Annotated in this window: 21 protein-coding genes; 12 read left to right on the plus strand and 9 right to left on the minus strand. The window is 64.2% G+C overall.

Annotated features, from left to right (window positions below):
• From HWX25_RS17460 to HWX25_RS17470, 3 genes are all read left to right on the plus strand, one after another.
• On the plus strand, window positions 1-1392 hold a 1392-nt coding region (locus HWX25_RS17460; RefSeq protein WP_208457047.1), incomplete at its 5' end, for an ATP-binding protein.
• A gap of 46 nt (window positions 1393-1438) precedes the next feature.
• Window positions 1439-2818 carry a TniQ family protein gene (locus tag HWX25_RS17465; protein WP_175909364.1) on the plus strand — a complete coding sequence of 460 codons (1380 nt, stop codon included), beginning with the start codon at window positions 1439-1441 and terminating at the stop codon, window positions 2816-2818.
• Window positions 2802-3797: a TniQ family protein gene (locus HWX25_RS17470; protein ID WP_175909366.1), complete on the plus strand. Its 996-nt coding sequence runs from the start codon at window positions 2802-2804 to the stop codon at window positions 3795-3797. The genes HWX25_RS17465 and HWX25_RS17470 overlap by 17 nt, the downstream gene beginning before the upstream one ends.
• A 605-nt stretch (window positions 3798-4402) precedes the next feature.
• On the opposite strand, the gene gcvA is transcribed toward HWX25_RS17470, so the two are convergent.
• Window positions 4403-5302, minus strand: a complete 900-nt coding sequence (gcvA, locus tag HWX25_RS17475) for a transcriptional regulator GcvA (RefSeq protein ID WP_175909368.1) — start codon at window positions 5300-5302, stop codon at window positions 4403-4405.
• Between the two features lie 122 nt (window positions 5303-5424).
• On the opposite strand from gcvA, the gene HWX25_RS17480 reads away from it, so the two are divergent.
• Window positions 5425-6129, plus strand: coding sequence for an SDR family oxidoreductase (locus tag HWX25_RS17480; protein WP_175909370.1), 705 nt, complete (start codon window positions 5425-5427; stop codon window positions 6127-6129).
• Between the two features lie 27 nt (window positions 6130-6156).
• On the opposite strand, the gene HWX25_RS17485 is transcribed toward HWX25_RS17480, so the two are convergent.
• From HWX25_RS17485 to HWX25_RS17495, 3 genes are all read right to left on the minus strand, one after another.
• Window positions 6157-7296 carry a patatin-like phospholipase family protein gene (locus tag HWX25_RS17485; protein WP_175909372.1) on the minus strand — a complete coding sequence of 380 codons (1140 nt, stop codon included), beginning with the start codon at window positions 7294-7296 and terminating at the stop codon, window positions 6157-6159.
• Between the two features lie 115 nt (window positions 7297-7411).
• Window positions 7412-7753: a cupredoxin family copper-binding protein gene (locus HWX25_RS17490; protein ID WP_059692210.1), complete on the minus strand. Its 342-nt coding sequence runs from the start codon at window positions 7751-7753 to the stop codon at window positions 7412-7414.
• 23 nt (window positions 7754-7776) lie between these two features.
• Window positions 7777-8721 carry a metallophosphoesterase gene (locus tag HWX25_RS17495; RefSeq protein ID WP_175909374.1) on the minus strand — a complete coding sequence of 315 codons (945 nt, stop codon included), beginning with the start codon at window positions 8719-8721 and terminating at the stop codon, window positions 7777-7779.
• Window positions 8722-8976: 255 nt separating this feature from the next.
• On the opposite strand from HWX25_RS17495, the gene HWX25_RS17500 reads away from it, so the two are divergent.
• From HWX25_RS17500 to HWX25_RS17510, 3 genes are all read left to right on the plus strand, one after another.
• The gene (locus HWX25_RS17500) at window positions 8977-9201 is read left to right on the plus strand and encodes a phosphate transporter (protein ID WP_175909376.1); all 225 of its coding nucleotides are present in this window, start codon (window positions 8977-8979) and stop codon (window positions 9199-9201) included.
• A gap of 80 nt (window positions 9202-9281) precedes the next feature.
• Window positions 9282-11036, plus strand: a complete 1755-nt coding sequence (locus HWX25_RS17505) for an ABC transporter permease subunit (protein WP_175909378.1) — start codon at window positions 9282-9284, stop codon at window positions 11034-11036.
• An 11-nt stretch (window positions 11037-11047) separates the two neighbouring features.
• Window positions 11048-12394 carry a nitrate/sulfonate/bicarbonate ABC transporter ATP-binding protein gene (locus HWX25_RS17510; protein WP_175909380.1) on the plus strand — a complete coding sequence of 449 codons (1347 nt, stop codon included), beginning with the start codon at window positions 11048-11050 and terminating at the stop codon, window positions 12392-12394.
• A gap of 27 nt (window positions 12395-12421) precedes the next feature.
• Here the strand turns inward: HWX25_RS17510 and HWX25_RS17515 are convergent, their stop codons facing one another.
• Window positions 12422-13300 (minus strand): MurR/RpiR family transcriptional regulator, encoded by an 879-nt coding sequence (locus tag HWX25_RS17515; RefSeq protein WP_059526560.1) that lies wholly within the window; start codon window positions 13298-13300, stop codon window positions 12422-12424.
• A gap of 343 nt (window positions 13301-13643) precedes the next feature.
• Between HWX25_RS17515 and ggt the strand changes: the two genes are divergently transcribed.
• Together ggt and HWX25_RS17525 are read left to right on the plus strand one after the other, a co-directional pair.
• Window positions 13644-15395: a gamma-glutamyltransferase gene (ggt, locus tag HWX25_RS17520; protein WP_059526557.1), complete on the plus strand. Its 1752-nt coding sequence runs from the start codon at window positions 13644-13646 to the stop codon at window positions 15393-15395.
• A gap of 230 nt (window positions 15396-15625) precedes the next feature.
• Complete coding sequence (locus HWX25_RS17525; protein ID WP_175909382.1) at window positions 15626-16954, plus strand: dicarboxylate/amino acid:cation symporter; 1329 nt, start codon at window positions 15626-15628, stop codon at window positions 16952-16954.
• On the opposite strand, the gene HWX25_RS17530 is transcribed toward HWX25_RS17525, so the two are convergent.
• Together HWX25_RS17530 and HWX25_RS17535 are read right to left on the minus strand one after the other, a co-directional pair.
• Window positions 16951-17340, minus strand: a complete 390-nt coding sequence (locus tag HWX25_RS17530) for a DUF3331 domain-containing protein (RefSeq protein WP_175909384.1) — start codon at window positions 17338-17340, stop codon at window positions 16951-16953. The genes HWX25_RS17525 and HWX25_RS17530 overlap by 4 nt on opposite strands.
• A gap of 48 nt (window positions 17341-17388) precedes the next feature.
• Window positions 17389-18681: an NAD(P)/FAD-dependent oxidoreductase gene (locus tag HWX25_RS17535; RefSeq protein ID WP_175909386.1), complete on the minus strand. Its 1293-nt coding sequence runs from the start codon at window positions 18679-18681 to the stop codon at window positions 17389-17391.
• A 148-nt stretch (window positions 18682-18829) separates the two neighbouring features.
• On the opposite strand from HWX25_RS17535, the gene HWX25_RS17540 reads away from it, so the two are divergent.
• Complete coding sequence (locus HWX25_RS17540) at window positions 18830-19483, plus strand: TetR family transcriptional regulator (RefSeq protein ID WP_059819362.1); 654 nt, start codon at window positions 18830-18832, stop codon at window positions 19481-19483.
• Window positions 19484-19505: 22 nt separating this feature from the next.
• On the opposite strand, the gene HWX25_RS17545 is transcribed toward HWX25_RS17540, so the two are convergent.
• Window positions 19506-20417: a LysR family transcriptional regulator gene (locus HWX25_RS17545; protein WP_059819361.1), complete on the minus strand. Its 912-nt coding sequence runs from the start codon at window positions 20415-20417 to the stop codon at window positions 19506-19508.
• Window positions 20418-20531: 114 nt separating this feature from the next.
• On the opposite strand from HWX25_RS17545, the gene HWX25_RS17550 reads away from it, so the two are divergent.
• Window positions 20532-21293, plus strand: a complete 762-nt coding sequence (locus tag HWX25_RS17550) for an SDR family oxidoreductase (protein ID WP_175909388.1) — start codon at window positions 20532-20534, stop codon at window positions 21291-21293.
• A 45-nt stretch (window positions 21294-21338) separates the two neighbouring features.
• Here HWX25_RS17550 and soxR read toward each other — a convergent pair whose 3' ends face one another.
• Window positions 21339-21815, minus strand: coding sequence for a redox-sensitive transcriptional activator SoxR (gene soxR, locus HWX25_RS17555; protein ID WP_175909390.1), 477 nt, complete (start codon window positions 21813-21815; stop codon window positions 21339-21341).
• A 79-nt stretch (window positions 21816-21894) separates the two neighbouring features.
• On the opposite strand from soxR, the gene HWX25_RS17560 reads away from it, so the two are divergent.
• On the plus strand, window positions 21895-23109 hold the full coding sequence (locus HWX25_RS17560; RefSeq protein ID WP_175909392.1) for an efflux RND transporter periplasmic adaptor subunit: 1215 nt from the start codon (window positions 21895-21897) through the stop codon (window positions 23107-23109).
• Window positions 23110-23119: the final 10 nt, after the last annotated feature.

Here is a 23119-nt window from a genome sequence, read left to right on the forward strand (position 1 = left end):
AATATGCCCACCGTGATCACCTTTGTATCCCCTGCTCAAAGATTGAGCAGGGCATTCAATCACGTGGGTCAAAATTCGATGAAAATTTTCAGCTCTAGTGGGTCAGTTCTGTGCGGACATCAACACACTGCTCATGTTGAGTTGTTGAGTTGGCTGCATATCGCATTGCGACATCGCTACCACGGCCTTACACCGACGCGCTCCTTGAAGAAGCGTGCGCAAGAAAACTATGCCTTGACTCAGGCGGGAACTCCGAGGCCGATCTGTCATCCGGGCGATTCACATGCAGCATGCAAACTGATATTCGGCATTTCGGGCGCGGGAAAGACGACACTTGCGAAGATGGTATTGAGCACGTTTCCGATGATCATCGAGCATCGAGAGTATCAGGGAGTTGCTGCACGGTTCGTGCAGGTGGTATGGGTTTTGGTTTCTTGTCCGCCCAACGGTTCTGTCTTGACGCTGATGAAGGGTATCTTGCATTGGTTTGATCTCCACCTTGGAACACACTATGTCAACGAAGTGAAGCACGGCTCGAATACTGCGGACTACATCTTGAAGGTGGATGACGTGCTGCGTCGCCATTTTGCGGGCACCCTGGTGATTGATGAAATCCAATTTGCTCTGAAGTCAGCAGAGAAGACTCAGCTGATAGACTTTTTAACTAATCTGCTCAATAGTAACCACTGCACATTCATCTTGCTCGGAACGCCTGACGCCCGCCGATACATCGTGAAGAGCTTGCGTACTTCCCGTCGTGCGAGCAGTGACGGGTATATACCGATTGACCCGTTTTCGGCAGATGAGCAATGGACGCGTCTAGCGAAAGCAATTATCAATATCGATTTCCTTCCGCTTCCGCCGAGCGATCCCGACGAGATCATACGCGTGTTGCATGAGGTGAGTGCTGGATTACCCGCTTTCGCCAAACTTGCGTTGACGCTCACGCAGTACATGGGGCTGCGCGCGGGAGAAAAGAGGATTACACCGGTGTTAATCCGGAAAGCGGTCAAGGTCGGCTTCGGTCCGGTTGACGGCTTGCTACAAGCGTTGCGTACTAGGGACTACGTGACCCTGGCCAAATGCGAAGACCTGGCAACCGCGGACGTCGACGCATTTCGAGAAAGGGTGGAGCGTGAAGGTCGGCGGCACCAACTCGGTACAGATGCGGCGAGCGAACGATTCCTGTTAACGTTTTCGCTCTCCGTCGCGATGCTGATTGAAATGGGGCGGACGGAGATCGAAGCTGAATCCCTTGTACGTCGAATTCTGGAGACCGACCGAAAATTATCTTCCGAAGAAGTGATACGTCGAGCTCTGGCAGAGGCGGAATCGCCAAATGCGTCTACTGCACCAAAGGCGCGCGGGCGGGCGAGGTCGAAACGCACCTGACTTGCATCCGCAAAATCTCGCGCCAGATAGGTAAACGGAGGTCCCGGTGGCTCTCTTTCTCGATGAACCATTGCCTGATGAAGCGCTGTTCAGCGTAATTGCACGGTATCTGGTGGACGCCAGAGTTACGCCTCGTAACACGTTTCTGAAAGCCACCACCGACCCAAGCGTCAGCCTGTTGACTGGTATTGCACGCAGCCTGGATCGCATCGCTAGCGAAACCACCATGATATGGGGAATGAGCGCGGCCGAAATACGCGATCGGTTGACACTTTACCCATACTATGTGGTGCTGTGCAACACGAGCACGGCCGAATCAATAAAAGGCGACGGAGTCTATCGGCTGTCGGGGGCGAGTAGCGCGACTCTGGGTCGCCTAGGTTTGCGACATTGCGAAATGTGCTGGAAGGAGGATATTGCTATCGGCGTTCCTCGGTATTGGCGGCGAACACATCAAATACCCGGCGTGCTCACATGCTTGTCGCACCGACATCCGCTTAACTATAGCGGTTGTGGGGCCTCGCAAACACTCCTTGAAACCAGCACTCGGTTCGACGTGGGACACCGCATGGAACTGCGCGGCTCAACAGATCAGTGTGAAGCACGCTTTCGATTCGCCTCGCTCTGCGCCAAGGTGCTACTTGGCACGAGCAACGCTTGCCGGTATCTCGAGAGAGGCGTCCGAATCAATTGCGCGCGAACCGTCGGATATTCAAACAACGACTTCGTCGACATCGCGCGTATGGCCGACGATCTCGTGGATATGTTGGGACCTGCTTATTTTGAGAAGGTCGGCATATCTTTGCATAACGAATCGTGGATACGTCGTGCTTTTTTTCGAAGTAGGGGGGAACCTAGCAGTGTCTTGAAATACATGCTCGTGGAATTTCTGCTTCAAGACCGCGCAGACCGAATGGAAATGATGAGAGTTCCCGTATGTCCTAGAGCCGCGTCAGCGCACGATCGCCGACATCGGCTCATGGTTCGGGATCTGTCCGAATGCGAAGCACACTGCGTTTGTATGTGTGGGTTCTCATTTCTCTACGTCAGCGATCCGGTTAGTGGCACCAAAGCTTTGCAGCCGACGCATGACGGCCTCGATCTTTCGATGGCTGCTGCGTACCTTATCAATCGTAACTATTCGATTGCCAAAGTGGCCCATCGTTTGGGTGTCAAAAAGGGAGCGCTAGAAAGCATGCTGGAACAGCAGATCAATGTCAGTTCGTGGCGATGTCAACGGGGGCGTGCGAGACATCTTGCTGCCTGGATTGAGCTTATTGATCGATGTGGCGAAGCGGACACTGCGCTGGCAATGGACTGTAGGCATTGGCGTTTTATCGCTGCTCTGGAACGCAGTCTGCCGAACCAATTGATCCCAACGAAAGGTGCGTCTCCTAAGGTGGCGAAACATGGCGATCTATCTTGATGAGCAACTGGACGACGAACCGCTCTTTGGTATCATAGCTCGCTACCTTGAGTCCGGGCCTGCTCATGCTATCAAGCCGACGATTCACCGCTTGTTCGGGCGGGAATTCCGAGCGTCTTACATGAACGATGGACTGGATCACGTGGCGCGCGAAACCGAAGCCTGTTGGGGCCTTTTGCCGGTGCAGATTGCAGAAAAGATGACGGTCTTTCCGTATTGCGCTGCAATTTTATCACCGGCACGAACCCAACTCATTCTTGAGAGGATGTGCGGAAATCGACCCGTCGGAATGAAGAGCGTGCACATGGTGGCGAGCAGGACCATTGGTTGGCACGGGCATCGATATTGTCGCGCGTGTCTTCGCGAGGACAAGATGGCAGATGGCGTTACGCATTGGCGCCGGAGTCACCAACTTCCCGGTGTCGTTGTCTGTCCTGTGCACGGGGAGGTGCTATGGGAACTTGGCAAGTACGCCAATAACTGGCGCTCGGGATATGTGTCGCCTTCCGCAGCCATTCGGATCGGTGGCGCTGCACGGATCGACCTGAATCTGACCAATCGACAAAAGAAGTGTTGCCAGCGGGTCGCGCAAGTGTCCGTAGATCTACTCAGCGGTAGTCTTTCGATTGCCACTTTTAGATTTGCAGAAAGCTTTCGGGAATTTATGCGTAGTACCTCAGGCTATCTGTGCGGCGCGAAGCATGGAGACTGCATGAATAGATTAATGAGCCAGTGTTTTGGTGACGAATATTTGAGAATGCATGGTGTGTTAAGAAGGGGTCTGCCATTTTTCAATACTCTTTGTGAGCGGAGTAGGGAATATCCTATCCGCAACGTGATTGCGTTATCGTTAATGCGTCTCGTTGAGGAGCAACCGTCGCTTCTCGCTGACTGGCGATTTAAAGATATCTGCGACTATTTGCCGCCGCGCGAAATTCCAGTTCGGCAAGCGAGAAAGAATTTGCCGCGGATAATCTGATCACATATTTCCGAAGATGCATCGGCGATTGGGGTCGTTGCATGTCGATCGTGATTGCATTATGCGTTTTATATGTGCTGTGACGGCGGAAGATATTATATTGTTACGTGCACTCGATGGTCGGCTGATTGCGATAATGAGGCGCGTCGATTAAAAAGATTTTGCATGAAGGCCGCAGCAATCGCCCGTCGAATTGGGGCGCCCCAAGCCGCCGTTTCTTCTATGTTATCGATCGGCGAGCGATTACGTACTCGTGTTCAGCCGAGTACGCCGATTGCATCGCGGAAATCGCCGAAACATCGTTCGTGCCGGTAGCTTCGATACACAAGAAAACTCCTCAACGAGCGGACGTCGCTACTTGTGCCGTCAACGTTCGCTAGTCTTTCGATGCACCCCCATTTAATGTTTGCTCCAAACTGCTCGTCGCTACTGCCGAGTGCGGATACTCGTGTATCTACGGCGGCGATGCAGTCACGTTATCACGCTAGGTGCAGACTTTCCACGATTTCAGGCAGTAAACGTGGAACTCCCGAACCCCGTGCAGACAAGCAGTCGATGTACGGTCTTTTTTGTGTACCCACACGATCGGCCGGAGCATCAGCGAATCACGCGCCCCCGTATTGCGCGAACAGCCAGCGGCGCATGGCCTCGAGCGCTTCCGAATGCGCATTGGCCTGCGGAAAGACGACGTAAAACCCGAGCGACATCGGAAACGAAAAATCGAACACGCGGCGCAGCCGGCCTTCCGCGAAATCGCGTTCGACGAGCGGCTCGCTGGTCAGCGCGATGCCTTGACCCGCGACGGCGGCGTCGATGGCGAGCAGCGACTGGCTGAACCGCGGCCCTTTCGTCGGATCGGTCTGCCCCGTTCCGCCGAGCTTCTCGATGAACTCCGGCCACAGGTCGTGCGCGTCGTGCAACAACGCATGCTTCGACAAGTCCGCGGGAGTGCGGATCGGCGGGCCGCTGTCGAGCAGTGTCGGGCTGGCGACCGCGAAGATGTCGAGCGGAAACAGCAATTGCGCGACCAGGCCGGCCGGGAACGGGGGCTTGCCGAGCCGGATCGCGATGTCGACGCCGTCGGCGCGGAACGACGCAAGGCGCTCGTCGGCGATGACGCGAACCTCGATGTCGGGGTGCAGGCGACCGAAGTCCGACAGGCGCGGGATCAGCCACTTCGACGCGAACGAAGGCGTCGTGCTGACCGCCAGGACCATGGGGCGCTGGCCCAGGGCGTCCGTGGCATCGGCGATGATCTGCAGCGCGCGCTGGACCGACGAAAAATACTCGAGCCCTTCGCGCGTCAGCGCCAGCCCCCTCGGCAGCCGCCGGAACAGTTGAATCTCCACGACGTCCTCCAGATGCCGGACCTGCTGCGCGACCGCGCCCTGGGTCACGCCGAGTTCGTCGGCGGCCAGCCGGAAATTGAGGTGGCGCGCGGCGGCCTCGAACGCGCGAAGCGCATTGAGCGGCGGGAACCGGCGGGTACGCGACAGAGCTTTCATGCAGTAGAAAATCTACAGGGTGTGTGGAGAAATCATCGTTCGACAAGGCGATTATAGAGTTCTAGAGTTGGCGCTTTGGAACGACGATCGCGGCATTGAGCCGACCTATCCGGGAGAACAGCATGACTGTAGAGAAAGTGGCATTGGTGACGGCGGCGGGCAAGGGCATGGGCGCGGCGATCGCGCGGGATCTTGCGAGCAACGGTTATCGCGTCGCGCTGATGTCGCCGTCCGGCAGCGCGGTCGAGCTTGCCGGGGAACTCGGCGGTTTCGGCATGGCGGGGTCCGTCACCGAAGACGCCGACATCGAGCGTTTCGTAAACGGGACGCTCGCGAAGTACGGCCGCATCGACGCGGTCGTCAACAACACCGGGCATCCGCCGAAGGGCGACCTGCTCGCCATCGAGGACGACCAGTGGCACGCAGGGCTCGACCTGATCGTGCTCAACGTCGTTCGCGTGCTGCGCCGGGTGACGCCCGTCTTCCTGAAGCAGGGCGGCGGCGCGGTGGTCAACATTTCGAGCTTCGCGGCCGACGCGCCCGAGCAGGCGATGCCGGTGTCGTCCGCGCTGCGTGCGGCGCTGAGCTCCGTCACGCGTCTGTACGCCGATCGGTATGCGAAGGACAACATCCGCATCAATTCGGTGCTGCCCGGCTTCATCGACAGCTGGCCGGAGACGCCCGAGATCGTCGCCCGCATTCCGGTCGGCCGCTTCGGCAGGACGCAGGAGATCGCGCAGACCGTGACGTTCCTGCTGTCGGAAGGCGCCGGCTACATCACCGGGCAGAACATCCGCGTCGACGGCGGGATCGTGCGCGCACTGTAAGCGGAAAGGGGCGCGCCGCCCGCGCCATCAGTTGTGCCGCTCGCCGATCCGGTTTTCTTCCGGACTCCAGACGCTGAGCCCTTCCGTCGGGTCCATCGGCACGTCCCAGGGCCGCGCGGCGATCGCCTGCATCGTCGCGTCGAACCCGGCCTGCCGGCGGGCCGCGATGCCGGCGGGTGTGAAATCGATGTCCTTCCACTGATCGTCGCCGTCGAGCCGCGGCGCCGCGAGCTTGATCACGTGCATCGTGGTCTGGCAGCCCCACGCGGCGAGTGCCTTCACATCGGCCGTCGTGCGCTCCGCCTCGGGCAGCCGCATGACCAGTTCCCGGATCACGTGGCGCAGCCGGTGAATCTGCTGCTGCCGCGCGATGTTGCTGTCTGTGCGGCTCGCGTACTGGATGTCCTTCTGCCGCTCCGACACCTGCCAGATGCTTTGCGGTTCCGGCCCGACCGGATTCCACATCTGCACCGAGAAGATGATCGAGCTGCGGCGCGGCGCGTCGTCCAGCACGACCTCGACCGGCGTATTCGAGTAGATGCCGCCGTCCCAGTAGGGCGTGCCGTCGACTCGCACGGCCGGGAACGCGGGCGGTAGCGCGCCCGAACTCATCACATGGTCGATGCCGAGCGGCCGGTCGCGCGAATCGAAATAGCGCATCGTGCCCGTGCACGCGTTGACCGCGCCGACGGTCAGTCGCGGCCGGCACGCGTTCAGCAGGTCGAGATCGACGAGCGACGCAAGCGTGTCGCGCAGCGGCTCGACCACGTAGTACGACGCGCGCTCGACGCCGACCCGCGCCAGCGGCCCGAACCACGCGGCGGGATTCGGCCGGAAGAATCCCGGGAGGCCCGCGCCGATGACCGCGAGTTCCGAGCCGATCTTGTCCCAGCTCGTCGGGAAGCCCGGCACGTTCACGGCGGGCCGTTCGGTGACATGGCGCCAGAATTCGGCCATCCGTTGCGCGCGGTGTCCGGGCGCGTTGCCGGCGATCAGCGCCGCGTTGATCGCGCCGATCGACGTGCCGATGACCCAGTCGGGCTGAATGCCCGCCGCATCCATCGCCTCGAATACGCCGAGCTGGTACGCACCGAGCGCGCCGCCGCCCTGGAGCACGAGCACGACCTGGCCCGGCAGTTTCGGATGTGCGGGTTGACTTGCCGTCATCGCTTGCCTCGTGGTCGGTGACGGCCGGCGGGGGCCGGCCGGATGGAACCAGTGTAGGCGATCGTCGGGCAGCGTCCGCGGTGCGGATGTTCGCGGGGCCTTGCGGCGCGCCGCGTCATTCCACGGTGATGGTCTCCTTCATGTACGGATGAATCCCGCAGAACACCTTGTAGACCCCCGGCTTGTCAAAACGGAACGAGTAGGTTTCGTCCTGGTCGAGCGCCTTCGAGTGGAAGATGCCCGCGTCGTTGACGACGGTATGCGGTTCCGCGTCGAGGTTTTTCCACGTGACCGTCGTGCCGGCCTTGATCGTGGTCGACATCGGCGAAAACATGAAATTGCGGATCGTCACGAGCGGGCCGGCCGGGGTCTGCGCGCATGCGGCGAGCGGCGTGCCGACGGCAGCCGCGCTCAGGATGAGTGCGGCCGCCAGCGTCGAGGGCTTGAGGAAGGTCATGTTGGTCTCCTTGTGTGTCGGCATCAGGCCAGCGTCGTGTCGTGCAGCGAGGCCGCGACGGGATGGCCGGCGAAGTCGACGGTCGTCACGCCGAGCATCGCAGGCAGCCGGTCGCGCGGCACCGTGAGCGGCACCGGGCCCGGCCCGTTGCCGGCGGTCGGCTGCGGGAACGCGGTGGAGCGCGCGGTGTGGAACGTCACGTTGCCCTCGACCTTCGACACGATCTGATGGATGTGCCCGTTCAGCACGGTGACCGAGCCGAAGCGGCGCAGCAGGGCCATCGTCTGCGGCGCGTCGCCGGTGCCCCAGCCCCACGGCTCGTAGATGGTCCACATCGGCATGTGCGAGAACACGACGATCGGCGTGCTCGACGATTGCCCCTTCAGATCCTGCGCGAGCCACGCGAGCTGTTCATCGCCGAAGCTGCCGAGCCCGTTCGGCTTGAAGTGCATCACGTTGACCAGCGCGACGAAATGCACGCCCGCGTGATCGAAGCTGTAGTAGCCGCGGTTGTCGGACGCCTTGCCGAACCGGCTGAAATATTCGGCGCCTGAGCCGTCGGTCACGTCGTGTTCGCCGGGCACCGTGTGCAGCTCGGGCACGCGCAGCGCGGACAGCAGTTGCGACGCGTGATCGAATTCTTCCGCTTTGGACAGGTGCGTGATGTCGCCGGTATGGATCGCGAGCGCGGGCGTGGCAGGCATTCCGTTGACCAGATCGATGGTCTGCCGCAGCGTGGCCGCGACGTCGGGATTCGCGTCCTTGTTGAAGCCGATGTGCGTGTCGCTGATCTGCACGAACAGCGGCCGGCCCGCATTCGCAGGGAGCGCGGCGCCGCTTTGCGCGAGCGCGAGATCGAACGGTGTGAGGATGCCGCCCGACAGCGTAAACAGCGTGCCGAGGCCGCCGAACGCCATGCATTGCAGGGCCTTGCGGCGCGACGGGCGGGTGGGAGTCGATGAAGACATGTTTGCCTCGCATTCGTATGACGGAACCGGACGGCCGGATCGTCCTGGAATTAGCCGGCGCCTTCGCATGCCATACCGATGCGGCGACGGATTTATTCCCGTTTATTTGCGAGGCCCGATGCGGCCGTTCGAGGCTTGCGGCGCGATGACGGATCGCTGACGGATGACCTGTCAATGTCCTGTAAGTGACACGTCACGTTTGCGTCATGTTCGCCCGATAGCCTGCGACACCGAATCACCTCTCCGGAGCCCCTCATGCCGAATCTCGCGGCAACGGAAACCCGTGGTGCGGGCGGTCGAAGCACGCGCACCATCGGCCTCGCATCGTTCTTTCCGAGCGTTGCCTGCGGCATCGTTCATGTCGGCGCTCGCCTGAGCGCGGATCCCGGTCCCGTCAAGGAGCGTTCGGTCCTGCCGATCGTGCTGCGCTTCGTCGCGCTGTCGGCGGCACTGTACTGGGCGATTCACACGCTGTTCTGAGCCGCGCCGGCCGATGCCATACCCGGCCGTGCGGCACGCGGCCGATCCCATCGATTTTCAATTCGAACCAGACGCTACCGATGGACATCAGTTTCTTCGATCCGAATCGCACCGCCAACGCGTCCGCGTGGCGCGTGCTCCCCAACCGCTGGGATGCGGTCGCGTTTCCGCTGATCATCGGCCTACTCGCGATGGCGATCGTCGGCTTCCACGAGACGATGGCGCCGATCGCGACCCTGCAGACGCAGAAGATCTCGCTCGATCCGTCGAACCTGCCCGAATACGCGTTGCGCACCACGCTGCGAATGCTCGCCGCGATGGTCGCGTCGCTCGCGTTCACGCTGATCTACGGCACGCTCGCCGCGAAAAGCCGTCGCGCCGGCATGGTGCTGATCCCGATTCTCGACATCCTGCAGTCGGTGCCGGTGCTCGGCTATATCTCGTTTACGGTCACGTTCTTCCTTGCACTGTTCCCGGGCCGCGTGCTCGGCGCCGAGCTCGCGGCGATCTTCGCGATCTTCACGAGCCAGGCCTGGAACATGACGTTCAGCTTCTATCAGTCGCTGCGCACGGTACCGCGCGACCTGAGCGAAGTGTCGCGCGGTTTTCACCTGACGTCGTGGCAGCGCTTCTGGAAGCTCGAGGTGCCGTTCTCGATGCCGGGGCTGATCTGGAACATGATGATGTCGATGTCGGGCGGCTGGTTCTTCGTCGTCGCATCGGAGGCCATCACCGTCGGCAACCAGACCATCACGCTGCCCGGGATCGGTGCGTATCTCGCGCAGGCGATCTCGGACAAGAACCTCGGCGCGGTGGGCTGGGTGATCGTCGCGATGTCGGTCGTGATCCTCGCGTACGACCAGTTCCTGTTCCGCCCGCTCGTCGCATGGGCCGACAAGTTCCGGATGGAGAACACCGCGTCGGGCGATGCGCCGCAGTCCTGGCTGCTCGACATGCTGCGCCGCACGCACCTGATCCATCAGCTGCTGGTGCCGGCCGGCTGGCTGCTGTCTCAGGCCGCACGGATTCCGCTGCGCGTGCCGTCGCTTGCGGGCAAGCGTTCGCGCGGCACGTCGGCGCGCGGGTCGTCGCGCGTCGGCGACATCGTGTGGGGAACATTCGTGATCCTGATGACCGTGTACGTCGCGTGGCGCGTCGTCAGCTTCGTCGCGACCGGCGTGACGATGAGCGAGGTCGGCCACGTGCTGACGCTCGGGTTGATCACGCTGCTGCGTGTGATCGTGCTGATCGCGATCGCGTCGGTGGTCTGGGTGCCACTCGGCGTGCTGATCGGGCTGCGCCCCGCGCTGGCCGAGAAGATCCAGCCGCTCGCGCAGTTCCTCGCCGCGTTCCCGGCGAACCTCCTGTTCCCGGTGTTCGTGATCGTGATCGTCCACTTCCATCTGAACGCGGACATCTGGCTGTCGCCGCTGATCGTTCTCGGCACGCAGTGGTACATCCTGTTCAACGTGATCGCCGGCGCGATGTCCTATCCGAACGACTACAAGGAGGCGACGAAGAATTTCCGCATTCGCGGCTGGCAGTGGTGGCGGCAGGCGATGCTGCCCGGCATCTTCCCGTATTACGTGACCGGCGCGATCACCGCGTCGGGCGGCGCGTGGAATGCGAGCATCGTGTCCGAGTTCGTGCAGTGGGGCGACACGAAGGTCGTCGCGCACGGCCTCGGCTCGTATATCGCACAGACGACCGCGGCCGGCGACTTCCCGAAGATCATCCTGGGCATCGCCGTGATGTCCCTGTTCGTCACCTTGTTCAACCGCCTGCTGTGGCGTCCGATGTATGCCTATGCGGAATCCCGGCTCCGTCTCGATTGAGAGTAAGCGCGATGCAAAATTCGACTGTAATCAACGCCCCCGCCCAGACGTCTCAGCCGCTTCAGCCGCCGCGCCTCGGTGAAGAAATCCTGCGCGTCGAGCACGTGAACCGCGGCTTCAACAGGTCGCAGGGCGAACTGCTCGTGCTCGACGACGCGAACCTGTCGCTGCGCGAAGGTGAGATCGTCGGGCTGCTCGGCCGTTCGGGCTCGGGCAAGTCCACGCTGCTGCGGATCATCGCCGGGCTGATCGAGCCGACCGGCGGTGAAGTGACCTACCTCGGCAAGCCGCTGACCGGCCCGGCCGAAGGCGTCGCGATGGTGTTCCAGACCTTCGCGCTGTTCCCGTGGCTGACCGTGCTGCAGAACGTGGAAGCCGGGCTGGAAGCGCTCGGTGTCGGCGCGCGCGAGCGGCGCGAACGCGCGCTCGCCGCGATCGACCTGATCGGTCTCGACGGCTTCGAGAACGCATACCCGCGCGAGCTGTCGGGCGGCATGCGTCAGCGCGTGGGCTTCGCGCGCGCGCTCGTCGTCGACCCGACGATCCTGCTGATGGACGAGCCGTTCTCGGCGCTCGACGTGCTGACGGCCGAAACGCTGCGCACCGACCTGCTCGATCTGTGGACGCAAGGCCGCATGCCGATCAAGTCGATGCTGATCGTCACGCACAACATCGAGGAAGCGGTGTTCATGTGCGACCGGATTCTCGTGCTGTCGTCGAACCCGGGCCGCGTGATCGCCGAGATCAAGGTGCCGTTCAAGCATCCGCGCAACCGGCTGGATCCCGATTTCCGCAAGCTCGTCGACGACATCTACGCGAAGATGACCGCGCGCCAGACCGGCGAGGCGACGAAGAAGGGGCTCGAGCTCGGTAGCTGGCTGCCGCAGGTGTCGACCAACCTGATGGCCGGCCTGATCGAGACGCTCGCGATGGCGCCGTACCACGGCCGCGCCGACATGCCGGAAATCGCGCGCACGCTGCATCTGGAAGTGGACGAACTGTTCCCGATCGCCGAAGTGCTGCAATACCTCGGCTTCGCCGACGTGCGCGAAGGTGACGTGTTCCTCACGCCGCCCGCGCGCGTGTTCGCGGAGTTCGGCACGCAGGAGCGCAAGTTGATGTTCGCGGATCACCTGCTGAAGCACGTGCCGCTCGCCGCGCGAATCAGGAAGGTGCTGAACGAGCGCCCCGGACATCGCGCGCCGCGTGTGCGTTTCGAGCAGGAGCTGGAGGATTTCCTGTCGGACGAGGCGGCCGAGGAAACGCTCGACGCGGTGATCGACTGGGGCCGTTACGGCGAAGTCTTCTCGTACAACGACAAGACGGAGGTGTTCAGTCTCGAGGATGTCGAGAGCTGACGCCCGCGCCCGAATGATGGCCGACCGTCATTCGGGCAAATCCCACTGATTCGCATCCTGCTCGCTGCCGCCCGTACTCAGCCGCTCGATCTTTTCCATCCGCTGCCGCGCCAGTTCGGGAAGCCGGTTCGTCACGCCGATCACCAGCGCTTCGGCGAGCGCGAGCGCCGGCACATTGGTCTGCAGCATCGCGAACGGGCGCCCCTGGATCCGCAGCACGATCTCGGCGAACGCGCTGATCGGCGAGCGCCATTCGTCGGTGATCAGCAGTATCCGCGCGCCGAGCCGGTGCGCGGCCTGCGCGAACCGGATGCTGTCCTTCTGATAGCGGCGAAAATCGAAAATGACGAGCACGTCGCCGGGCCCCATGTCCGTCAGCGAGACCGACGCGAGATTCACGTTCGGCTCGACGTATTGCACATGCGGGCGCGCATACGCGAGCGTGAAGGAAAACAGCGACGCAAGCGGGGCGGTATAACGTCCGCCGCCGCAGAACACGCGGATATCCGGATCGGCCAGCAGCGTCACCGCTTCGTCGAACGCCGCCGCATCGAGTCCTTCGATCGTGGTGGCGAGCGATTGCGAAAGCCGCTGGAAGATCGCCGCATGGCTGTCGCGCATCCCCGATTCCGAGTGGAAGGCGTCCATCCGCGCGAGCGGCGAATTCATCGCGGTGTCGATCTCGTCGTGCAGCGCCTGCTGAAACGACGGGTAGTTCGGAAAGCCGATCCGCACGACGAAGCGAAACACGGTCGGGTCGCTGACTTCGGCTTGCTTCGCGAAGCTCGCGATCGGCCCGAGCCCGAGGCTCGGATAGCGATCCAGCAGCGCGTGCGCGACCTTCTGTTCCGACGGCGTGAAGCTATCCATCTGGGATAGCAGCAACGCCCTGATGCTTGTCCCCATCGGGCACTCCGGCTTGCTCTTATCTGAATGAACGACAAACGGCAGACATGCGTCTGCCGGCGACTCCATGCATGTTAGCCCATCGACAGGCCGCCAATCGCGTGAGGCCGCAGATTAGAGGGACGCATCACTCCGGGCATCAAACATTCATATGTGTAATAAAACGAACATTCCACGCCGTCGATCAGCGCGTGATCTCACGCATAAGCTGAGTGATAACCCTAGGTTTTGAGATCAAAATGCCGATGTATGATCGCGGCCTCGCCGGAATGTATCGTTCATTACATGCCGGATCAGCAACGTCGACCGGCAAGGCCTGGTCATTCGTCTGGAGGATTCCGTCATGAGGCGGCTCGTCGTACTCACCCTGTTGTCGGCCCTGAGCGCAGGCGCGCTCGCCGCTTCGGAACCCGCGGTGGAAGCGAAGAACGGCATGGTCGTGTCGTCGCAGCACTTCGCGTCGCAGATCGGCGTCGACATCCTGAAGGAAGGCGGCAACGCGGTCGACGCCGCCGTGGCGGTCGGCTACGCGCAAGCGGTGACCAACCCGTGCTGCGGCAACATCGGCGGTGGCGGGTTCATGACCCTGCACCTGGCGGACGGCCGCGACCGCTTCATCAACTTCCGCGAGACCGCGCCGGCCGCGGCGTCCGCGAACATGTATCTCGATGCGAACGGCAACGTCATTCCGGACGACAGCTTGTACGGTTATCGCGCGGTCGGTGTGCCGGGCACGGTCGCGGGTCTCGACCTCGCGCAGCGCAAGTACGGCAAGCTGACGCGCCGGCAGGTGATGGCGCCGGCGATTCGGCTCGCGCGCGACGGCTTCGTGCTGACGCGCGGCGATACGGACATCCTCGACACGACGATCGACCGTTTCAAGAAGGACCCGGAAGCCGCGCGCATCTTCCTGCGCCCGGACGGTACGCCGCTGCAGCCGGGCGACCGCCTGGTGCAGAAGGACCTGGCGCGCACGCTCGAGCGCATCGCGGAGCAGGGCCCCGACGCGTTCTATCACGGCGAGATTCCGAAGATCGTCGAAGCGGCCGCGAAGCGCGGCGGCGGGCTGATCACGGCGGCCGACTTTGCGTCGTATCGTGCGCAGGACATGGCGCCGCTGACCTGCACGTATCGCGGCTACGAGTTCGTGTCGGCGCCGCCGCCGAGCTCGGGCGGCGTGACGATGTGCGAGACGCTGAACGTCCTCGAAGGGTATGACCTGCGCAAGTTCGGCTACCAGTCGGCTTCGGTGGTCCACTACATGACCGAGGCGATGCGCCACGCGTACGAGGATCGCAACACGCTGCTGGGCGACCCGAACTTCATCGACAATCCGGTCGCGAAGCTGACGAGCAAGGCGTATGCGGCCGAGATCCGCAAGCAGATCAGCGGCGACACGGCGACGGCGTCGGTCGATGTGCAGCCGGGTGTCGGCGTGCACGAAAAGCCGGAGACGACTCACTATTCGATCATCGACCGCGACGGTAACGCGGTGTCGACCACGTACACGGTCAACGGCCGCTTCGGCGCCGTGGTGATCGCGCCGGGCACGGGCTTCTTCCTGAACGACGAGATGGACGACTTCACGGTCAAGGTCGGCGCGCAGAACCTGTTCGGCCTCGTGCAGGGCACGCGCAACTCGATCGCACCGGGCAAGCGTCCGCTGTCGTCGATGGCGCCGACGATCGTGAAGAAGGACGGCAAGGTGTTCATGGTGGTCGGCTCGCCGGGCGGCTCGCGCATCATCACGATCACGCTGCAGACCGTGCTGAACGTGATCGACTACGGAATGACGCCGCAGGATGCGGTCGGGGCGCCGCGCATCCATCATCAATGGCTGCCGGATCAGGTTTATTACGAAACCCGCGGCCTGTCGCCCGACACGCTCGCGATCCTGCGCAACATGGGCTACAAGATGGTCGAGCAGACGCCGTGGGGCGCAGCGGAGCTGATCTTGGTTGGCCTGCCCGGCACCGAGGCGGCGAGCCGTCAGAGTTCCGGCAACGACTCGTCGGTGTCCGGCAACGTGCGCGTCGGCTACATCTACGGCGTCAACGATCCGCGCCGGCCGGCCGGTTCGGCGATCGGCTACTGACCTGAGCGGATGAGATTCGATTTGGTTGCGTCAGGCTGAATGGTTGCCACGGCGTTCGCCATCGCGCGAGCGCCGCGGCAGCGACAGCGCGTCCGTTCTCGGACGTTCGCAGTATCGAGCGTGGCGGGTGCCCGGAGTCCCGGGCCCGCCTTGCTCGCAACGTGCGCCGTGGCACGGCATCGGCGCGCGTATTTTTTCTTTCACTCCTGCACCGTGCGTCGAGTTCCGTTATGAACAAACGAATGTCTGCGGCAGTCTGGATCCTGCTCGCGATGGCGGCCGGCATCTTCATCGGCTACATGATCTACACGCAGTTTCCCGACAAGCAGGCGGCGACCGAAATCGCCGGCTACATCTCCCTCGTGTCCGACGTGTTCCTGCGCCTGATCAAGATGGTGATCGGGCCGCTGGTGTTCTCCACGCTCGTCGTCGGCATCGCGCACATGGGCGACGCATCGTCGGTGGGGCGCGTGTTCGTGAAGGCGTTCGGCTGGTTCGTCACCGCGTCGCTGATCTCGCTGCTGCTCGGGCTGTTGATGGCGAACCTGCTGCGCCCCGGTGAGAACCTCGGCCTGCCGCTGCCGGACATCGGCGCATCCGCGCATCTCGCGACGTCCAAGTTCACGCTGAAGGATTTCGTCAGCCACATGGTGCCGAAGTCGATCGCCGAGGCGATGGCGAACAACGAGATCCTGCAGATCGTCGTGTTCTCGATGTTCTTCGGCGTCGCGCTGTCGGCGCTTGGCGAGCGCGGCAAGATCCTCGTGGCCGCGATCGACCAGCTGGCGCACGTGATGCTGAAGATCACCGGCTACGTGATGAAGCTCGCGCCGCTCGCGGTGCTGGCGGCGATGGCCGCGACCGTCGCGGTCAACGGGCTGTCGGTGCTGCTGAAGTTCGCGGTGTTCATGGGCGACTTCTATGTCAGCCTGTTCCTGCTGTGGAGCACGCTCGTGATCGCCGGCCTGCTGTTCCTCGGCCGCCGCGTATTCAAGCTGCTCGTGCTGATCAAGGAAGCGTTCATGCTGTCGTTCGCGACCGCGAGCTCCGAAGCCGCGTATCCGAAGATCCTCGACGCGCTCGACCGGTTCGGCGTGCGACGCAAGATCTCGAGCTTCGTGATGCCGATGGGCTATTCGTTCAACCTCGACGGCTCGATGATGTACTGCACGTTCGCGTCGCTGTTCATCGCACAGGCGTACAACATTCATCTGTCGCTCGGCACGCAGATCACGATGCTGCTGGTCCTGATGCTGACCTCGAAGGGGATGGCCGGCGTGCCGCGCGCATCGCTCGTCGTGATCGCGGCGACGCTGCATCAGTTCGATATCCCGGAAGCGGGGCTGCTGCTGATCCTCGGTGTCGACACGTTCCTCGACATGGGCCGCTCGGCCACCAATGCGGTCGGCAATTCGATCGCCAGCGCGGTGGTCGCGAAGTGGGAAGGCGAGCTGATGTCGGAGTCCGAAGCGCTGGCGCATGCCGCGCATCTCGATGCGGAACTGGAACGGCAGAACAACGAACCGGCCTATGGTGCCGGTCAGGCGACGTCCGTTTAAGCGGCACACACCTCGTCGATGGACGCCGCCAGCACCATCGCGGCGGCGTTGCCCGGCGCCGAGCCGAGCAGTTGCGGCGCATACACGCTGTCGCCGGGCGCGATCGGCTGCCCCGACAGCGCACAGACGCCGCGCTTGCGCGTCGTGAACAGCCGCCACTTCTGATAACCGTAGTGGCCGGTGCACGCGTCGCGCCACGAAATCATCACGGTGTCGGCCGTGGGACGTTCGAGCACGCTGATCGTCGGCTGGCTCGTCGCGTCCCACGACGGCAGGCGATCGCGCGTGATGCTGCGCCGTCGCGGTGCGGCCCATGAGACGGACGGCATGTCGAAGCAGCCGATCGCGGCGACCGTCTTGAGCCAGGCTACTGCACTGTTGCTCATCTTTGTTTGTTTCCCTCGAAACGTTACGCGATGCCGCGACGTGCGGCATCACGACAGGCGGATGCGCGGCTGCACGCAGCCGTTGATCCGTTCGGCGATCCACAGCAGCGTCGCCTTGGAAAATCCGTGCAGCGCCTGCTGGTGGCGCCGATACAGCATCAGATGGCTGAATTGCGCGAAACGCCCCTGGATGAAGCCGCCGCGAAAGAACCCGAATTGCCCGAGTGTGCCGAACGCGTCGTAGTCGCTGATCGACACGAGCGAGCCGAAGTCGTGGAACGCGAACGGCGGCAGCGGTTTGCCGTCGAGCCATGCCGGCAAGTGCTTCGCGAGATGCTCCGCCTGCTGGGCCGCGACCTGCGCGGTGGGCGGCAGCGGCCGCTCGTGGCCGTCGAGCTGCAGGCTCGCGCAATCGCCGATCGCGAACACGTGCTCGTCGGCCGTGGCTTGCAACGTGGGCCCGACCAGGATCTGGTTCGCGCGGTTCGTGTCGAGCCCGCCCAGCGCCTGCATGAAATCGGGCGCCTTCACGCCGGCCGCCCACACCATCAGATCCGCTTCGGCAAACGAACCATCGCCATGGTGGAAGCCGTTCGCATCGGCTGCCGTCACGCGCGTCGACGTCAGCACGTGAAAGCCGATCTGCTCGAGCCGCCGCTGCGCCGACGCGGAAATCCGCGGCGGAAACGCGGCGAGGATGCGCGGGCCGCTTTCGAGCAGCGTCAGCCGCAGCCGTTCGCGCACCGTCTCGTCGCCATATGCCTGCGCCACTTCCAGCAGCCGGCTCAGTTCCGCCGCCAGCTCCACGCCCGTCGCGCCCGCACCGACGATCGCGACGCGAAACGGCTCGTCGCGCGCGATGCTGCGAAACACGCGCATCCGCAACGCTTCGTTGAAGGTTTCGGCTTGCTGCTGGCTGTCGATGAAGTAGCAGTGCTCGCGCACGCCCGGCACGCCGAAATCGTTGGCCTGGCTGCCGAGCGCGAGGATCAGCACGTCGTACTCGAGCTCGCGCGCGTCGATCATTCGTTCGCCGTCCTGCGAGCGGATCTCGGCGAGCTGCACGCGGCGACGTGCACGATCGAGCCCCGTCAGTTCGCCGGGCTGGTACGTGTAGCCGTGATCGCGCGCATGGGCGAGGAAGATCACCTGCTGTTGCTGCACGTCGCGCGTGCCGGCCGCAATCGTGTGCAGCATCGGCTTCCAGATATGGGTCGGGCTGCGGTCGACGACGGTGACCTGGGCGCGCCCGGTGCGGCCGAGACGTTCGCCGAGGCGGGTCGCGAGCTGCAATCCGGCGATACCGCCGCCGACGATCACGATGCGAGTAGGGGTTGTCATGAATAAATCATCATGTGATGAATAATGTATGATCCTAGCGCTTCCCGGCTTCGCGTGTCAACGGAGCGGGGCAGGCGACCCGGTTCTGGCGATGTGGAACCGGGGCCCGAACGCGGGCATTCGATTCATTCAACGGGAGCAGGAAAACGTGGCTGAAGTCACTGAGCGCGCGCCGTCGAAGCGGCGTACGCGGGGGCGGCCGCTGGCGGAGGCGTCCGTCGGTCCGGACGTGATATTGCGGGCCGCGCGTCGCACGTTCGCGAAGCGCGGCTACGATGCGACGAGCGTGCGCGAGGTCGCGCGCGAGCTGGGCATCGACGCCGCGCTGATCGCCCACCATTTCGGCGCGAAGGAAACGTTGTGGCTGGCCGTCGTCGAGCAGATCGTCGATCTCGCCGAGCCGCTGTTTAAAGCGTTGCGCGCGCTGCGCACGTCGTCATTGCCGCATCGCGAGCGCGTGCGGCGCGCGATCGAGCTGTGCGTCGACCATGAATTCGAGGAGCCGGACATCGGCATGTTCTTCTCGACGGCGGCGACCGAAGAGGGCGGGCGGCTCGACTGCCTGCAGCAGCGGATCGTGCGCCCGTATCACGACGCGATGTTTCCGCTGCTGGCCGACGCGGTCGAGGCCGGCGAAATCCGTCCGGTCGATCCGAACGTGCTGTTCTTCATGATCGCGAGCGCGGTCGGCACGACGGTGTCGTACAGCCACATGATGTTGGAGTTCACGTCGCTGCCCACGCGGCAGGATGCGTTCCGGCAGGCCGTGCTCGACGTCGCGCTCAGCATTCTGCGCGTCTGAGCGCCGCGCGCACGACGCGCGGTCACGTTGCCGCCACCAGCCCCAGTGCGTCGACCGCGTGCCGCGCGCTCTCGCGCAGCGCGTCGACGAGCGGCGACGGCGTCCGGTAGGCGATCGCCAGTTCGTATGCGAGCGGGCTGCCCGCGCCCGTCAGTTCGCAGAACGTAATGCCTTGCGGCTGCATCGGCACGAACAGCCGCGGCATCAGCGCGACGCCGATGCCGCCCGCGACGAGTCCGGCCGTCGTCTGCATCTGGCGCGGCTGCTGGATCACGCGCGGCGCGAAGCCGGCCTGCGCGCATGCCGTCACGATTCGCGCGTACATGCCGGGCCCGTGATGCGCGGCAAACAACACCCACGGTTCGTCCGCCAGCTCGGCCAGCGCGATGCGGCGGCGGCGCGCGAGCCGGTGACCGTCGGGTAGCGCGGCGACCATCCTGTCGCGCAGCAGCGGCTCGACGTGCAGCTCGCCCGCATCGGCTACCGGCAGCACGACGAGACCGACGTCCGTGCGATCCTGCCGCAGCGCGAGCACCTGCTCGGCGGTCGTGCCTTCTTCCAGCTGGAAATCGACATCCGGATGCCGTTGCTGGAACGCGCGGAGGATCAGCGGCAGCAGCCTATTGACCGTGCTGTCGACGAACCGCAACCGCAGCGTGCCGCCCAGCCCGGCACCGGCGCGGCGCGCCACTGCCACCGCACGCTCGGCCTGCTCGATCGCGCGGCGCGCTTCGAGCAGGAACGCATCGCCGGCCGGCGTGAGCGTCGAGCCGCGGTTGTCGCGCTCGAACAGCGCGACGCCCAGCTCTTCCTCGAGCTTGCGGATGGCCGCGCTGAGCGGCGGCTGCGCCATGTGCAGGCGCTCGGCGGCGCGCCGGAAGCTCAGCGTTTCGGCGACGGCAATGAATTGCCGGAACTGGCGCAGATCGATCATTGCGATACCTTTTACGTATCAGTCGGTCATCGAATTCGTATTTTACCTATCGTCGTGCATTGCCCAGACTGCCAGTGTCATCAACCGTCAACACCGAGGAAAGGAGGGTAGGCCATGACAGACGGCGAAAGGCAACGCACGGCGATCGTCACGGGCGGGGCGAGCGGGATCGGCTTTGCGATCGCGAACCGGCTGGTGGAGGAAGGGTATCGCGTCGCGATCGTCGGACGCGACGCGCGGCGCCTGGAGGCGGCCGTCGCGCGCCTCGGCAATGCGGCGATCGGGCACGCGGCCGACCTGAGCGTGCGTCGCGACGCGGCGGCGGCGGTCGCCGCGATCGTCGCGCGCTGGCCGCGCATCGACGTGCTGGTCAACAACGCGGGGCTGACGGGGCGGGTCGGCGCGGACACGGACGCGGGCGATGCCGAGGCCGTGTGGGACGCCGTGCTCGAGGCGAACCTGAAAAGCGCGTTCATCACGACGCTGACCGTGCTGCCGCATCTGGCCGAGCGCGCCGCGCGGATCGTGAACATCGGGTCGATCGCGGCGCGCGCGGGCAGCCTGCTGCCGGGCGGCCTCGCCTATGCGGCGGCGAAGGCCGGTGTCGAAGGGTTCACCGTCGCGCTTGCGCGCGAACTCGGGGCGCGCGGCATCACGGTCAATACGGTCGCGCCCGGCTATGTCGCCGATACGCGCTTCTTCGGCGATGCAGGCGTCGCGCCGGCCATCGCGGCGACGATTCGCGAACAGACGCCCGTCGGCCGCGCCGGCCAGCCGGACGACGTTGCGGACGCGGTCGCGTGGCTCGCCGGCCCGCGCGCGTCGTTCGTCACCGGCGCGACGATCGCGGTGAACGGCGGCTGGCGGGTCGGATGATGCGTGGAGCCGACGCGGCGACGGGCATCGCGTCGGCCGCCCGCGTCAGTCGAGATCGGGCGGCGCGTCGCCGAGCCAGCGCCGCGCGCCGGGCCCGTTGCGGCCCGCGCGGTCTTCGGGGTTGGTCAGCTTGCAGCGCTTCAGCGACAGGCAGCCGCATCCGATGCATTCGTCGAGGTTGATGTAGAGCCGCTGCAGTTCCTCGATCCGGTTCGCGACGCGCTGCTTCCAGCCGCGCGACAGCCGCTGCCAGTCCTTGTTGGTCGGCGCGGCGTCTTCCGGCAGGCTCACGAGCTGTTCGGCGATCTCGTCGAGCGAATAGCCGATCTTCTGCGCGAATACGATGAACGCGATCAGCCGCAGCACCGCACGCGAATAGTGACGATGGCTCGAGCCGTTGCGGTGCGACTTGATAAGCCCGCGCTTCTCGTAGAAGCGCAACGTCGATGCCGGCACGCCGCTGCGCGCGGCCACTTCGCGGATCGACATCAGCGGCCATTGCGGGGTTTCGTCGATACCCATGACGCCCTCCGGGAAAGCTTGACTTGAAGTTAACTTCAACTTTTATGCTACGCGGCAGTTTAACCCGTCGCGAGGCATCATGCTCTTCTTATCCCTACGCAGGACGTCGCCTTTGGGCGCGGCCTGCGCATTGCTGCTGGCGTTGTCGGGCTGTCACGACGGCAAAGGCGAATCGTCGGCCCATCCGCTGCCCGAAGTCGGCGTGACGACCGTCGCGCCGCGCACGATCCGCCTCGCGGACGAATTCAACGGACGCGTCGAAGCGGTCGACGCGGTCGAGCTGCGGCCACGCGTGAGCGGCTATCTGCAGCGCATCGCGTACAAGGAGGGCGACCTCGTCGCGCAGGGCGCGGTGCTGTTCGAGATCGATCCACGCCCGTACCGGATCGCGCTCGACCGCGCGAACGCGCAGCAGCAGCGGGCGCGCGCGGCCGCGAGCCTCGCGGATGTACAGCTCAAGCGCGTGCGGACGCTGATCGATGCGCATGCAACCTCCCAGGAGGAACTCGACAACGCGCGCGCGACCGCGGAGCAGGCGCGCGCCGACCTGCAGGCGGCCGACGCGGCCGTCGCCGACGCGAAGCTCAATCTCGGCTTCACCGAAGTGCGTGCGCCGATCGCGGGGCGCGTCGGCCGTGCGATCGCGACCGCCGGCAACCTCGCGCGCGCGGACGACACGCTGCTGACGACGGTCGTGTCGCAGGACCCCGTCTACGTGTATTTCGATTGCGACGAGCAGAGCTACCTGCGCTACAACGCGCGGCGCGCCGACCCGAAGCATCGGGCGATCGGCGCGGATCCGGTGCGCGTGGGCCTCGCCAACGAGACGGGCTTCCCGCATGCGGGCACCGTCGATTTCCTCGACAACCGGCTCGATCCGCAAACCGGCACGATCCGCGCGCGCGTGCGGCTGACGAACGCGGATCACACGTTCACGCCGGGCCTCTATGCGCGCGTGCAGCTCGTCAGCGGCCGCGACCAGGATGCGCTGCTCGTCGACGACAAGGCAGTGCTCACCGACCAGGATCGTAAGTATGTCTACGTGATCGATGCCGGCGACAAGGCGATGCGTCGCGACGTGACGATCGGCCGTGTGCTGGACGGCGAGCGGATCGTCGAAAAGGGGCTGCAGTCGGGCGATCGCGTGGTCGTCGACGGCGTGCAGCGGATCTACTATCCGGGTGCGCAGGTGAAGCCGAAGGCGCTGCCCGCACGCGCGGATGCGGGCACCGGCGCCGGGCCGGGCAGCGGCACGCAGGCCGTGGCCGACACCGGCGCGCCGGCCGCGCAATAACGGGAGACCT

Source organism: Burkholderia sp. BCC1640 (assembly GCF_902833125.1).
In the GTDB taxonomy this organism is placed as follows: domain Bacteria; phylum Pseudomonadota; class Gammaproteobacteria; order Burkholderiales; family Burkholderiaceae; genus Burkholderia; species Burkholderia diffusa.